General features: G+C 64.7%; 14 protein-coding genes and 1 tRNA gene. 10 read left to right on the plus strand and 5 right to left on the minus strand.

The features are described 5' to 3' along the window. Positions 1–2 precede the first annotated feature (2 nt). The 7 genes from rbfA to pnp all read left to right on the plus strand — a co-directional run bounded on the left by rbfA (position 3) and on the right by pnp (position 6,239). Positions 3–395 (plus strand): 30S ribosome-binding factor RbfA, encoded by a 393-nt coding sequence (gene rbfA, locus GRI47_RS01510; protein WP_160659635.1) that lies wholly within the window; start codon positions 3–5, stop codon positions 393–395. 185 nt (positions 396–580) lie between these two features. Then, positions 581–1,156, plus strand: a complete 576-nt coding sequence (locus GRI47_RS01515) for a thymidine kinase (RefSeq protein WP_160659636.1) — start codon at positions 581–583, stop codon at positions 1,154–1,156. 1 nt (position 1,157) lies between these two features. After that, entirely contained in the window at positions 1,158–1,697 is a 540-nt protein-coding gene (locus GRI47_RS01520) for a GrpB family protein (protein WP_160659637.1), read from the plus strand. Positions 1,698–1,721: 24 nt separating this feature from the next. Further along, a complete protein-coding gene (locus tag GRI47_RS01525) occupies positions 1,722–2,414 on the plus strand; it encodes a site-2 protease family protein (protein ID WP_160659638.1) in 693 nt (230 codons plus the stop codon). Continuing rightward, positions 2,411–3,484: a tRNA pseudouridine(55) synthase TruB gene (gene truB / locus GRI47_RS01530; protein ID WP_160659639.1), complete on the plus strand. Its 1,074-nt coding sequence runs from the start codon at positions 2,411–2,413 to the stop codon at positions 3,482–3,484. The genes GRI47_RS01525 and truB overlap by 4 nt, the downstream gene beginning before the upstream one ends. 5 nt (positions 3,485–3,489) lie before the next feature. Next, positions 3,490–3,759: a 30S ribosomal protein S15 gene (rpsO, locus tag GRI47_RS01535; protein ID WP_067679500.1), complete on the plus strand. Its 270-nt coding sequence runs from the start codon at positions 3,490–3,492 to the stop codon at positions 3,757–3,759. Between the two features lie 173 nt (positions 3,760–3,932). Further along, on the plus strand, positions 3,933–6,239 hold the full coding sequence (gene pnp, locus GRI47_RS01540; RefSeq protein ID WP_160659640.1) for a polyribonucleotide nucleotidyltransferase: 2,307 nt from the start codon (positions 3,933–3,935) through the stop codon (positions 6,237–6,239). A gap of 82 nt (positions 6,240–6,321) precedes the next feature. Here pnp and GRI47_RS01545 read toward each other — a convergent pair whose 3' ends face one another. Next, the gene (locus GRI47_RS01545) at positions 6,322–7,425 is read right to left on the minus strand and encodes an NAD(P)-dependent alcohol dehydrogenase (protein ID WP_160659641.1); all 1,104 of its coding nucleotides are present in this window, start codon (positions 7,423–7,425) and stop codon (positions 6,322–6,324) included. 95 nt (positions 7,426–7,520) lie between these two features. Here GRI47_RS01545 and GRI47_RS01550 point away from each other — a divergent pair, with 95 nt between their 5' ends. Then, positions 7,521–8,201: a spermidine synthase gene (locus GRI47_RS01550; RefSeq protein ID WP_160659642.1), complete on the plus strand. Its 681-nt coding sequence runs from the start codon at positions 7,521–7,523 to the stop codon at positions 8,199–8,201. Positions 8,202–8,220: 19 nt separating this feature from the next. Here the strand turns inward: GRI47_RS01550 and GRI47_RS01555 are convergent, their stop codons facing one another. The 3 genes from GRI47_RS01555 to GRI47_RS01565 all read right to left on the minus strand — a co-directional run bounded on the left by GRI47_RS01555 (position 8,221) and on the right by GRI47_RS01565 (position 10,912). Continuing rightward, positions 8,221–8,742 (minus strand): DUF1993 domain-containing protein, encoded by a 522-nt coding sequence (locus GRI47_RS01555; protein ID WP_160659643.1) that lies wholly within the window; start codon positions 8,740–8,742, stop codon positions 8,221–8,223. Positions 8,743–8,780: 38 nt separating this feature from the next. Beyond that, positions 8,781–9,962: a GGDEF domain-containing protein gene (locus GRI47_RS01560; RefSeq protein ID WP_160659644.1), complete on the minus strand. Its 1,182-nt coding sequence runs from the start codon at positions 9,960–9,962 to the stop codon at positions 8,781–8,783. A 176-nt stretch (positions 9,963–10,138) separates the two neighbouring features. Then, positions 10,139–10,912 (minus strand): GcrA family cell cycle regulator, encoded by a 774-nt coding sequence (locus GRI47_RS01565; RefSeq protein WP_160659645.1) that lies wholly within the window; start codon positions 10,910–10,912, stop codon positions 10,139–10,141. 108 nt (positions 10,913–11,020) lie between these two features. On the opposite strand from GRI47_RS01565, the gene GRI47_RS01570 reads away from it, so the two are divergent. After that, on the plus strand, positions 11,021–11,944 hold the full coding sequence (locus GRI47_RS01570) for an ABC transporter permease (RefSeq protein WP_160659646.1): 924 nt from the start codon (positions 11,021–11,023) through the stop codon (positions 11,942–11,944). A gap of 39 nt (positions 11,945–11,983) precedes the next feature. Here GRI47_RS01570 and hspQ read toward each other — a convergent pair whose 3' ends face one another. Then, on the minus strand, positions 11,984–12,364 hold the full coding sequence (gene hspQ / locus GRI47_RS01575; protein ID WP_160659647.1) for a heat shock protein HspQ: 381 nt from the start codon (positions 12,362–12,364) through the stop codon (positions 11,984–11,986). Positions 12,365–12,543: 179 nt separating this feature from the next. On the opposite strand from hspQ, the gene GRI47_RS01580 reads away from it, so the two are divergent. Continuing rightward, positions 12,544–12,633, plus strand: a tRNA-Ser gene (locus GRI47_RS01580). Positions 12,634–12,656 lie beyond the last annotated feature (23 nt).

A 12,656-nucleotide genomic window follows, 5' to 3' on the forward strand; every position in this document is an offset into this window, starting at 1 on the left:
CGATGGCAAAACACGCGTCTTCGTCCGAACAGCAATCCGTCCGCGTCCTCAAGGTGGGGGAGCGGGTGCGGCATATCCTATCCGAACTGCTCGCCCGGGGCGAGGCGCATGACGACGTGCTGCGCGCGCATACGATCAGCGTGACCGAGGTGCGGATGACCCCGGACCTCAGGAACGCCAAGGCTTACGTGAAGCCGCTGATGGGCGAGGACGAGACTGCGGTGTTGAAGGCGCTGCGCACCAACACCGCCTTCTTCCAGAAAGAGGTCGCACAGCGGCTGGGCCTGAAATTCGCGCCCCGCCTGAGCTTCCAGCCCGACGAGAGCTTCGACGAGGCGGACCGGATCGAGCGATTGCTGAACGATCCCAAGGTGGCGCGCGACCTGGACGACTGAGCATGGCGGCTCTGGATTGCTTCGTCGCTGCGCTCCTCGCAATGACGAAATCAAGGGCATCCATTTATAACCTCGTCATTCCGAGCGACCGCAGGTCGCGCGGCAATCCAGGACCAACCGCGCATACGGTGGATTGCCGTCGCACCGCGCTCCTCGCGGAGACGAAACCACGCTAAGGCGGCTTCATGGCCAAGCTCTATTTCTACTATGCCAGCATGAATGCGGGGAAGAGTTCCACGCTGTTGCAGGCCGATTTCAACTATCGCGAGCGCGGGATGCGCACGATGGTGTGGACCGCGCGGCTGGATACGCGCGGACAGGGCATGGTCAGGAGCCGCATCGGGCTGGAGGCGGATGCGCATCTCTACGATCCCGATACCGACCTTTGGGCCGCGATCCGCGCGGCGCATGATACGCAACCGCTCGATTGCGTGTTGATCGACGAGGCCCAGTTCCTGACGCGCGATCAGGTCTGGCAATGCGCGCGACTGGCGGACGAGGCGGGCATCCCGGTGGTCTGTTATGGCCTCAGGACCGATTTTCAGGGCGAACTCTTCCCCGGTTCCGCCGCGCTTTTGGGCATTGCTGACAAGCTCGTCGAATTGAAAGGCGTGTGCCATTGCGGCCGCAAGGCGACGATGAATCTGCGCGTCGACGAAAGCGGCCAGGCCGTCAGCGCGGGCGAGCAGACCGAGATCGGCGGAAACGAGCGCTACGTCGCACTATGCCGCAAGCATTTCACCAGCGCGCTGGCGGGTTGAGATGTCGAACGCCGTGCCCGTGCCCCACCGCCGGGAATGGGTGCAGGATTTCCAACGGGAAAGCGAAATAGTGCGCATGGCGCTGGGGCCGGAGGCAGTGGCGTTGCACCACATCGGCAGCACCGCGATCGCGGATATTTTCGCAAAGCCGATCATCGACATTCTGGTGGAGGCGACCTCGCTTGAGAAGATCGACGCGCGCTCCCATGCCCTGCAAGGGGCCGGGTACGAGGCGAAGGGAGAGTACGGCATTTCCGGGCGCCGCTATTTCCGAAAGAGCGACGATGCGGGGCGGCGAACCCATCACCTCCATGTTTTCGTATGGGGATCGGACGAGGCGCAGCGGCATCTCGCCTTTCGCGACTATCTGAGAACGCATTCCGAGCGAGCCGCGGATTACTCCGCCCTGAAAATGCGCATCGTCGGGGAATGGCGCGGAACGGACGATTACATCGCGCGCAAGGACGGACTTGTGAAAGCGATCGAGGGTGAAGCGCTCGTCTGGATGCGCCACCGCGCACGCCACGACCCTTCCGGTTAAGTTTGCCGCACCTACATAGAGACCATGACCGAAACCCTCCTCCTCGCGGCCATTCTCGTGCCGTGCCTGATCGTCGCCATCGTCTTCCACGAGGTCGCGCATGGCTGGGCCGCGCTGATGCTCGGCGATCCGACCGCGAAGGAACAGCGGCGGCTGTCGCTCAACCCCATTCGCCATGTCGATCCGATCGGCACGCTGTTGGTGCCGGGCGCGCTGGCGCTGTTCGGCGGGCCGATCTTCGGCTGGGCGAAGCCGGTACCGGCGAATGCGCGGCGGCTGAACAATCCCCGCTACGGCATGATGGCGGTCGCGGCGGCGGGGCCGGGGACCAATCTGGTGCTGGCGCTGCTTGGCGCGGTCCTGTTCGGGGTCTTTGCGGGCATCGCTTTCAGTGCAGGCGAGGCATTGCCCGACTGGGCGGTGACGGCGGGCGGAACCTTCATCCTGATCAACGTCTTCCTGGCGCTGTTCAATCTCCTGCCGATCCCGCCCTTCGACGGCTCGCATATCGTCGGCGGGCTGCTGCCCCGCCGCTATGCCCGCCACTGGCAGAAGGCGCAGGGACTGGGCATGGCGTTCTTCGTGATCCTCATCGCGGCCACCTGGGCCTTTCCCGATAGCGGGATCGTGGAGCATGTCGTGTTGCCGCCGGTGATGTGGGCGCAGCAGATCTTCGCCGGGATTGCGGACACGGTGGCGCGGATGATCGCAGGATGATCCATCCCGCATCCGGCTGGCTGATCCTCGACAAGCCGCGCGGCATGGGCTCGACCCAGGCGGTGGGCGCGGTCAAGCGCGTACTCAGGCAGGGAGGCTATCCCAGGACCAAGGTCGGCCATGGCGGCACGCTCGATCCTCTGGCGGAAGGCGTCCTTCCGATCGCGCTGGGCGAGGCGACCAAGCTTGCCGGGCGGATGCTCGACAGCGACAAGATCTACGCCTTCACGATTGCATTCGGCGAAGAGACGGAAACGCTCGATACCGAAGGCGCGGTGGTGCGGACCTCCGACCATCGCCCGCCCATGGCGGCGGTCGTGGCGGTACTCGACCATTTCACCGGGGAGATCGAGCAGGTTCCGCCCAAATATTCCGCGCTGATGATCGACGGCAAGCGCGCCTATGACCGCGCCCGCGCAGGCGAGGAGGTCGAGATGAAGACCCGCCGCGTGACGGTTTATGATCTACGCGTGTTTCGTCATCCCCGCGAAGGCGGGAATCCAGACGACGGTGGCGAAACCGCGCAAGGTCGCATGGACCCCCGCCTTCGCGGGGGTGACGAGGACAGTTCACTGATGGACCTGACCTCGGCCTTCGCCACCACGCTCGGTCGGCCCGACCCCTACGACCCTCAGGCCCCGCTCGAATTCGCGGACAGCGTCACGCTCGTCGCGCATGTCTCGAAGGGGACGTATATCCGGTCGTTGGCACGGGACATCGCACATGCGCTTGGAACCGTGGGGCATGTCACCTATCTCAGGCGCATCAAGGCCGGGCCGTTCCGCGAGGAACAGGCGATTTCGCTGGACACTCTTGAGGAAATCGCTAAGGGCGCGCCACTTGAACACCTTCTCCTGCCGCTGGAGGCCGGACTGGACGACATCCCGGTCCTACCCCTCGACCCGACGAGCGCGCAGGCGGTCCGCCAGGGCCGGGTCTTGTCGGAACTGTCCCAGCCGGATGGGCTCCATTTAGCGAAACTGGGCGATGTCCCGATCGCTTTGATGGAACTTCAAGGCGGCACGGCTAAGGTCGTGCGGGGCTTCAACCTTCCCGATGTCGCGGAGTAGAATACATGTCGGTAACCGCCGAACGCAAAGCGGAAATCATCAAGGACAACGCCCAGAGCGAGGGCGACACCGGGTCTCCCGAAGTCCAGGTCGCCATCCTGACCGAACGCATCCGCAACCTGACCGAACACTTCAAGGACAATCACAAGGACAACCACTCGCGTCGTGGCCTCCTGATGATGGTCAACCAGCGGCGCAAGCTGCTCGCCTTCCTCAAGAAGATGGATGTCGAGCGCTACAACGCCCTGATCCAGAAGCTGGGTCTGCGTAAGTAAGAGTTTTTGCGAAGGGGCGGCTCGATGGTCGCCCCTTCGTTTATCCGGCACCCGTGCAATCCGGCAGGGTGCGGACCATGGAGGCGAAAAGCCTCGGACCGGACCGGGACGGAATACCCGGCACAGTAGGCCCCGCGACGCAATGTGGCGCGCGGGATCGTTAAGGAAAATACATGTTCGACACGAAAACCGTATCGCTGGAGTGGGGCGGAAAGACCCTCACTCTGGAAACCGGCCGCATTGCCCGTCAGGCTGACGGCGCGGTCCTCGCCACTTACGGCGAAACCGTCGTTCTTTGCGCGGTCACCGCTGCAAAGAGCGTCCGCGAAGGGCAGGACTTCTTCCCGCTCACCGTGCACTACCAGGAAAAATTCTCCGCCGCGGGCCGTATTCCGGGCGGCTTCTTCAAGCGCGAAGGCCGCGCCACGGAGAAGGAAACGCTGACCAGCCGCCTGATCGACCGCCCCGTGCGGCCGCTCTTCCCGGAAGGCTTCTACAACGAGATCAACGTGATCGCGCAGGTCCTCAGCTATGATGGCGAGACCGAGCCCGATATCGTCGCGATGATCGCCGCTTCGGCCGCGCTCACCATTTCGGGCGTGCCCTTCATGGGCCCGATCGGCGCCGCGCGCGTCGGCTTCCGCAACGGCGAATACGAACTGAACCCGTCGCTCTCCAGCGCGCTCGACGAAGAGGGTCGCCTCGACCTCGTCGTCGCCGCCACGCAGGACGCGGTGATGATGGTCGAATCCGAAGCCAAGGAGCTGACCGAAGAGGAAATGCTCGGCGCCGTGATGTTCGCGCACGAGGAAAGCCGCAAGGTCATCGGTGCGATCATCGACCTCGCCGAACAGGCCGCCAAGGATCCGTGGGACGTGGATACCTCGGACGATACCTCGGCGATCAAGGAAAAGCTGCGCGGGATCGTCGGTGACGACATCGCCGCCGCCTACAAGCTGACCGACAAGTCGGCCCGTTCGGACGCGCTCAACGCCGCCCGCGCCAAGGCCAAGGAAGCCTTCGCCGACGAAGAGCCGCAGACCCAGATGGTCGCCAACAAGGCGGTCAAGAAGCTGGAAAGCGACATCGTGCGCGGCGCCATCCTCAAGGACGGCCAGCGTATCGACGGGCGTAAGCTCGATCAGGTCCGCCCGATCGAAGCGATGGTCGGCCTGCTGCCCCGTACGCACGGTTCGGCCCTGTTCACGCGCGGTGAGACGCAGGCGATCTGCACCACCACGCTGGGCACCAAGGATGCCGAGCAGATGATCGACGGGCTCGAAGGCCTGTCCTACAACCCCTTCATGCTGCACTACAACTTCCCGCCCTATTCGGTCGGCGAAGTGGGCCGCTTCGGCTTCACCAGCCGCCGCGAAACCGGCCACGGCAAGCTCGCCTGGCGCGCGCTGCACCCGGTCCTGCCGAGCCATGAGGACTTCCCCTATACGATCCGCATCCTCAGCGACATCACCGAGTCCAATGGCTCGTCCTCGATGGCGACGGTATGCGGCGGGTGCCTCAGCATGATGGATGCGGGCGTTCCGATCGAACGTCCGGTGTCCGGCATCGCCATGGGCCTGATCCTCGAAGGCGACGAATTCGCCGTCCTGTCGGACATCCTGGGTGACGAAGATCACCTCGGCGACATGGACTTCAAGGTCGCGGGTTCGGAAAAGGGCATCACCTCGCTCCAGATGGACATCAAGGTCGCCGGCATCACGCAGGAGATCATGACCAAGGCGCTCGAACAGGCCAAGGCCGGTCGCGCGCACATTCTGGGCGAAATGAACAAGGCGCTGGGCTCGTCGCGTTCGGGCGTGTCCAAGCACGCGCCGCGCATCGAGACGATGCAGATCGACAAGTCGAAGATTCGCGACGTCATCGGCACGGGCGGCAAGGTGATCCGCGAGATCGTCGCCGAAACGGGTGCCAAGGTCGACATCGACGACGAGGGCACGATCAAGATCTCCTCGAGCAATGCCGACGAGATCGAAGCCGCGAAGCGTTGGATCGAAGGCATCGTCGAAGAGGCGGAAGTCGGCAAGATCTACAACGGCAAGGTCGTCAACATCGTCGATTTCGGGGCCTTCGTGAACTTCATGGGCGGCAAGGACGGTCTCGTCCATGTCAGCGAAATGAAGAACGAGCGCGTCGAAAAGCCGACCGACGTCGTGTCGGAAGGCCAGGAAGTGAAGGTCAAGGTCCTCGAGATCGACCAGCGCGGCAAGGTCCGCCTGTCGATGCGCGTCGTCGACCAGGAAACCGGCGAAGAGCTGGAGGACACCCGTCCTCCGCGCGAACCGCGTGGTGACCGCGAAGGCGGTCGTGGCGGCGATCGCCGTGGCCCGAGAGGCGGCGGCGGCGGCCGTGGCGGCGACCGTGGTGGTCGTGGCGGCGGTCGCGGCAATGACCGGGGCGGCAACCGCGATGGCGGTTCCAGCGACGGCCCGGCGCATGTGCCGGACTTCCTGAAGGACTGATCCTTCGGATTGACCAAAAGAAAAGGGGCCGCGGCGATGCTGCGGCCCCTTTTTCGTGTCGGCCATTCCGTGTCGGACGAAATCAGCCCATTTCGAGGATCGGCTTCATCACCTTGCCGTCGTGCAGATCCTTCACCGCCTGGTTGATGTCGTCGAAGCTGTAGCGCTTCACCAGCCGGTCGAACGGGAAGCGGTCCTGAAGATGCAGGCGCACCAGTTCGGGGATGAACTGCTTGACCTTGGAATCGCCCTCCACGCAGCCGACGATCTTGCGGCCCGACAGGATCTGTTCGTTGGCGTCGAAACTGTAATCGGTGCCCGAAGGCGGCGCGCCGACCACGACCATGGTGCCGCGCTTGGCCAGGCTGCCCCAGGCGGCGCGTGCGGCGTTCGCGTTGCCGCTGCACTCGATCGCGTAATCGACGCCCTCGGCCACGATCTTGCGGATTTCCTCGCCGAGATCGGTATCCTTGGAGACCTCCACCGAATGGGTCGCGCCCAGTTCCTTGGCTAGCTCCAGGCGTTCGGCGTTCATGTCGACCGCGACGATGGTGCTGCACCCCGCCAGTCGCGCTGCCATCACCGCCGACATACCCACGCTGCCGACGCCCGAGACGAGGAGCGCCGAACCGGCCTGCGGCTTCGCCGTCCGCAGCACCGCGCCCGCGCCGGTCTGGATTCCGCATCCGAGCGGCCCGAGCAGCGCGATATCGACATCCTCCTCGATCTTCACGACATTGCGTTCATGCGCGATCGAAAGGGTCGCGAAGCTGGATTGCTGGAAGAAGGCGGCGTTGGGCCCATCGGCGAACACCGCATCCTCGTCGCCCTGGCGCTTGTTCATGAAATTCAACGCTTCGAAATCCAGGCAATAGGCGGGGTCGCCTTCCTCGCAGGGGCGGCAATGGCCGCATGACCCGTAGGAGAGGACGACCTTGTCGCCCGGAGCGAGATCGCGGACGTGCTCGCCCACCGCCTTGACGGTGCCCGCGCCTTCATGGCCAAGCACGACGGGGAAATTCGTCGGCAGATCGCCGTTCTGCACGGCGAGGTCGGTGTGGCACACGCCCACCGCGGCCAGTTCCACCAGCACCTCATGGGCGCCGGGATCGTCGATGGTTTTTTCGACGATTTCGAAATCCGCTCCGGCTTTTTCGACCATGGCGATGCGGGCTTGGTTGGGCATGGGGGTCTCTCCTTGATGTCTAGCCGATCAACCGCTGCCTTGGCTCGACAGTTCCGACGTGCATCGCGGGGAACGCGGCGCTAGAGCCCTTCGCCATGCTACCCCGCGAAACCCTTGCCACCGCGCAAATCCCCGGAGGGGACACGCTGACGCTCATTTCTCACGGGCGCGATTTCGTCATCATGTTCGGACGGGACGAGCTGATGGGCACGCGGATGCAGTTCAGCGAGGAACAGCTCGCGGAGCTGACCCTTGCCGAACTGGCGAGGCCAGCACCGCGCGTCCTCATCGGCGGCTATGGCATGGGCTTCACCTTCCGGGCCGCGCTCGCCCATGCAGGCGAGGGCGCCAGCGTGACCGTGGCGGAGGTGGTGCCCGAAATCCTCGACTGGGCGCGCGGGCCGCTCGCCGATTTGACGGGCGAGACTCTGTCCGATCCGCGCGGTGAGGTGGTCTTATGCGATGTCGCCGCGCTGATCGACGATGCCAATGACGGGACCTGCCCGAAATGGGACGCGATCCTGCTCGATGTCGACAACGGCCCGGATGGCATCGTGCGCGACCAGAACAGCCGCCTCTATACCCGCACCGGCCTCGCCAAGGCGCGCGAGGCGTTGAATCCGGGCGGCATCCTCGCCGTCTGGTCCGCCGCGCCCGATCACAAGTTCACGCTGCGCCTGAAAGAAGCGGGCTTCGCGGTGGATGTCCGCACGGTGCGCGCGCGGCCGAACAATAAGGGCCCGCGCCACACGATCTGGTTCGCGCGCAAGAGCTGAGCAACGGGGTCAAAACGCCCTAGCGACGCATCCGCAATCGGCCGAGGAAGTCGGTCTTGCCGATCTTGATGCCCAACATGCGCAGAATGTCATACGCCGTGGCGGCATGGAAAGAATAATTCGGCTGGCTGAAGCTCAGCAGGAATTCCTCGGCATCGAAGGGCAGCGACAGCTTGCCGAATTCGAACCGGACCTCCTTGCCGATGACATCTTCCAGCGCGCTTTCGTCAGTGCCCTCCAGCGCCGCCTTCGCCTCGTCCAGCGCCGCCCGCAGCCCGTCGAAGCTATCGGGCGGCGGCGCCATGTCGGGGCTGAAGCGCCCTTCCTGCAGCGCGGCGACGGCTCCGCGCGTATGCACCGCCACGCTCTTCACCTGATAGGCGAAGGGCAGCATATCCTCGTAGATACGCGCATTCAGAACCGTTTGCGCGTCGCGATCCTGCTCGCCGCACCAGCTCTCGGCGGTATCGCAGAGGCGTCTGGTGCTGCCGATGATCTGCAACGCGCTGGGGACGAAGGCGGCGTGGAGCGAGATGGGCATTGCGGTTCCTTCAGACTGACGGACGGGGTTGCGAGGTTTCAGCCAACCTCTTCGAGGCGCGTGAAATGGCGGCGGAAATCGGTGAGAGCGATCGAGCGATCGCGCCCTGCATCCTTTGCGGCATAAAGCGCCCGGTCGGCGCGCTTGATCGCGGATTCGAGGCTGTCGTCGGCGAGGATCGCGGACAGGCCTGCGCTGGCCGTAACCGGGAAGGGCAGATCGGGCACGCGCTGGCCGACGACCGCTGGAATGTTGCGGCGGGCGGCTTCGGCATCGCGCTGCCAATCCTCGCCATAAAGCAGGATCACGAACTCTTCTCCGCCGAGCCGGGCGGGAAAGATCGTCTCGTTCGCGCCGAGCGCCGCGCCGACGGCGACGAGGACGCGGTCGCCCGTATCATGGCCGAAATTATCGTTGACGCGCTTGAAGAGGTCGCAATCGATCACCGCAAGCCCCTTGGGACGTTGTTCTCCCGACAGGAATGTTCGTTTGAGGCCCCGCCGATTGGCGATACCGGTAAGGGGATCGAGCGCGCTGGCTTCGGTCGCCAATTGCATCTGCGCGAGTGCCGCGTTCCGTTCGCGCTGGACAGTTCCGAACCCGCTGCCAAGGCCGACAGGAGTGACGATCGCCTCGAACATCAGGGCCGCCAGCATCGCTTGCGCATAAAAGGGAAAGGGACCGCCGAGGACCAATTCGCAATAGATCGCGACGAATCCGACGGCCAGGGCAGGGCCCCAGGCAATCGCCTGAAACATCGCCGAACGGCTCGCGCTGCGGATCGCGACGACAAGTCCACTCGTCATCATCGCGATCATGATCAGGACGCTCGCTGTATGCAGCCAGAGCGGCAGGAAATCGTCCGCGAAAAGAGGCGCGCACAAGGCAAGCGCGATCCCCATAGGGAATATGGCCCAGAATAGCCTGCGCAGGCGCTGATGCCCTAGCGCCCGTTCCAGATAGGTCGCCATCAGAGCACCGGCGAAGGCGATGCTCACATCCGTCGCGACGAGCCGCGTAACAAGAAGCCTCTGCGGGTCGGCGAAGAGAGTTCCGGCAAGTGGGGGCAGAGTGAGACCGAGCGCACCAATGGCGAGCAGGCGGGCACTGAGCCATAGGAGGAAAACGCGGCGGATGACGAGAAACAGGCCTGCCGCGCCCACCGCGAAGGCGACCATGCAGGCGATCCATGCGCCGATCGTGAAACTCGCCCAATCCATTTGCGCTGTCGCTCTAGCCCCGATGACGTTCTTGCACCCGGCAAACGCCGCGGCAAGCTTTTGCCGCTTCCGGGCTGTCATTGGCTTAAGCGACAGCGTTAACGAGGAAGGGATGGTTCCTTAACCATCCGCGTCCGCGCCCAAATTTCAGTGTGTTCGAGAGGCCAGAAACCCCATCAACGCACGCGCGGACCGCCGAAGGGGAGGGGTGGCGGAGGACGGCGCGCACCGCGCGGCAGCTGCGCCTGATAGGCCCGTCCGCAATGCTCGACGCAATAGGGGAAGCCGGGGTTCACCGCCTCGCCGCAGAAATGGAAATCCGGTTCGCCCGGATGGCCCATCGGCCAGCGACAGACCTTTTCGCTGAGGTCGAGCAGGCTGGTCTTGTCCGCGATCTCGGGGCTCGGCTTGGCAGGTACGAGGCGGCGCGGCGGCGCGGGCGGGATCGGCGGCTGCTGATCGCCGGGTCCCTGGCGCAGGAAGCCGCCCGGGCCGACCGAGACGATCTTGGGCGTATCGGCCTGCTTGTTGGGAAGCGGTTGCGATGTCGCTGCGGGATTGCCGGACGCGTTGACCGGAGCGGCGGCCGGGGCCGCTGCGGGCGCAGGTGCCGACGCGGCGGGTTTGGCCGCCGGGCTTGTGGAAGGGGCAGGCGCGGCGCTCCCCGTCTGGGCCACCGCAGGGGCGGGCTTCGGCGAGGGCGCGGCCTTCTTCGTCGCAGGTTTCTTGGCCGCTGCCGGTTTCGGCGCGGTGGCCGGCTTCTTGGCGGGCGCGGCCTTCTTGTCGGCGGATTTCACCGGAGACGGACGCGATTTCAGGCCGAGGCGATGCGCCTTGCCGATCACGGCGTTGCGGCTGACCCCGCCCAGCTCGTCGGCGATCTGGCTGGCGGTCGAGCCGCCTTCCCACATTTTCTTCAGCGTCGCGATGCGTTCGTCGGTCCAGCTCATGCGTAAATCATTTCCTGTCTGAGGCTGCGGCGGTCCCACCTCAATTCGTGAGACGACCGGGCCGGGCAAGCCTTGCCAGCGCGGGTGACAGGGCCTAGTCGCGCCATCATGGCCGATCAAGCCCAGACTCCCCAATCACGTCCAGCCGCCCTTGCAGCCGACACCGATGCCGCTTTCGTGCAGGGTGGGGATGCGGGCCGGACCCGATTTGCGCCGCGCGGTCAGCCGGTCATCACCGGGATCAACCGCATCGGCCTGTGGAGCCTCTATATTAAGGAGGTTCGCCGGTTTCTCAAGGTGCAGACGCAGACGATCTGGGGTCCGGCGGTCAGTACGGTGCTGTTCCTGGTGATTTTCGACGTCGCTCTGGGGCGCGGCGATCGCAGCGTCCTCGGCGTGCCGTTCGCCGATTTCATCGCGCCGGGCCTGATCGTGATGGCGATGATGCAGAACGCCTTCGCCAATAGCAGTTTCTCGTTCCTGTCTGGCAAGATCCAGGGGACAATCATCGACCTGCTGATGCCGCCGCTTTCCGAAGGAGAGCTGATGGCGGGCATCGTCCTCGCCGCGATGACGCGCGCAGTGGCTGTCGGCGCGGCCCTGGCGCTGGCGATCGCGCTTTATCCCGGTGCCGCGCTCCATCTCGCAGGCTGGGTCGGGGCGCTCGCCATCGTCTGGTTCGGCCTGATGGGCGCCGCGATGCTGAGCCTGTTCGGGCTCATCACCTCGCTCTGGGCGGAGAAATTCGATCACAACGCGGCCATCACGACGCTGGTCGTCGCGCCGCTCGCACTGCTGTCGGGGACGTTCTACCTCATCGACAATCTCGCGCCCCTGTTCCAGACGATCAGCCGCCTCAACCCCTTCTTCTACGTGATTTCCGGGTTCCGCTTCGGATTTCTCGGGGCCAGCGATATCGGGCCGGGCACCATGCCAGTGGTCTGGGCGGGGATCGGGCTCGGCGCCTTCAATCTGGCGCTGGCCGTCATCTGCTACAAGCTGTTGAAATCAGGCTGGAAGATCAAGGCCTAGGCGAAAGACCCCCGCGCCTCCCCAATCAGTGCGTCCCGTTCAGTGGGTGAGGGCGCGCTGCATCCGGTACCGTCCCTTGGAAAAGGCATCGAACAGCCGCGCCACCTCGGGGTGATCGACCGGGCCGTTCGCCGCATCGCGCACCAGATTCTGCTGGCTCACATAGGCGACATAGCTCTCGTCGTCATTCTCGGCGAAGAGGTGATAGAAGGGCTGGTCGCGATCGGGCCGGATGCTTTCGGGGATCGATTCGTACCATTCCTCGCTATTCGCGAAGACCGGATCGATATCGAAGATCACGCCGCGGAAATCGAACATGCGATGGCGCACGACGTCGCCGATGGCGAAGCGGGTCTCGAGAAGGGCGGGGGCATCGATCGTGCGACCGGCCTGGGGGGAGAAGAACAGGGCGCGTTGCATAGGCGTTGGATATGGGAAGCAAGCCTTGCCGCACAAGGGCACGCGCTTTCTCGTCCCCGATTATCGCGCGCCTATCCGCCACAATTGCCTTGGCAAGGCGCCGCCCCTGCGCTAACGGCGCTGCTCCCAAACGACCGGGGATGCCGATCGGGCCGAGGCCCGATGATCGCGCAAGACGCGGAGAGGTGGCAGAGTGGTCGAATGCGCTGCACTCGAAATGCAGTGTGCGGGCAACCGTACCGTGGGTTCGAATCCCACCCTCTCCGCCATTTAGCCGATACCGGACGGCCAG

This window comes from Qipengyuania pelagi (assembly GCF_009827295.1).
GTDB classification, from domain to species: Bacteria; Pseudomonadota; Alphaproteobacteria; order Sphingomonadales; family Sphingomonadaceae; genus Qipengyuania; species Qipengyuania pelagi.

Coding starts and splice junctions, on each gene's coding strand:
- rbfA (WP_160659635.1), top strand. CDS start 3: ATGGCAAAACACGCGTCTTCGTCCGAACAGCAATCCGTCCGCGTCCTC.
- GRI47_RS01515 (WP_160659636.1), top strand. CDS start 581: ATGGCCAAGCTCTATTTCTACTATGCCAGCATGAATGCGGGGAAGAGT.
- GRI47_RS01520 (WP_160659637.1), top strand. CDS start 1,158: ATGTCGAACGCCGTGCCCGTGCCCCACCGCCGGGAATGGGTGCAGGAT.
- GRI47_RS01525 (WP_160659638.1), top strand. CDS start 1,722: ATGACCGAAACCCTCCTCCTCGCGGCCATTCTCGTGCCGTGCCTGATC.
- truB (WP_160659639.1), top strand. CDS start 2,411: ATGATCCATCCCGCATCCGGCTGGCTGATCCTCGACAAGCCGCGCGGC.
- rpsO (WP_067679500.1), top strand. CDS start 3,490: ATGTCGGTAACCGCCGAACGCAAAGCGGAAATCATCAAGGACAACGCC.
- pnp (WP_160659640.1), top strand. CDS start 3,933: ATGTTCGACACGAAAACCGTATCGCTGGAGTGGGGCGGAAAGACCCTC.
- GRI47_RS01545 (WP_160659641.1), bottom strand. CDS start 7,425: ATGCCCAACCAAGCCCGCATCGCCATGGTCGAAAAAGCCGGAGCGGAT.
- GRI47_RS01550 (WP_160659642.1), top strand. CDS start 7,521: ATGCTACCCCGCGAAACCCTTGCCACCGCGCAAATCCCCGGAGGGGAC.
- GRI47_RS01555 (WP_160659643.1), bottom strand. CDS start 8,742: ATGCCCATCTCGCTCCACGCCGCCTTCGTCCCCAGCGCGTTGCAGATC.
- GRI47_RS01560 (WP_160659644.1), bottom strand. CDS start 9,962: ATGGATTGGGCGAGTTTCACGATCGGCGCATGGATCGCCTGCATGGTC.
- GRI47_RS01565 (WP_160659645.1), bottom strand. CDS start 10,912: ATGAGCTGGACCGACGAACGCATCGCGACGCTGAAGAAAATGTGGGAA.
- GRI47_RS01570 (WP_160659646.1), top strand. CDS start 11,021: ATGGCCGATCAAGCCCAGACTCCCCAATCACGTCCAGCCGCCCTTGCA.
- hspQ (WP_160659647.1), bottom strand. CDS start 12,364: ATGCAACGCGCCCTGTTCTTCTCCCCCCAGGCCGGTCGCACGATCGAT.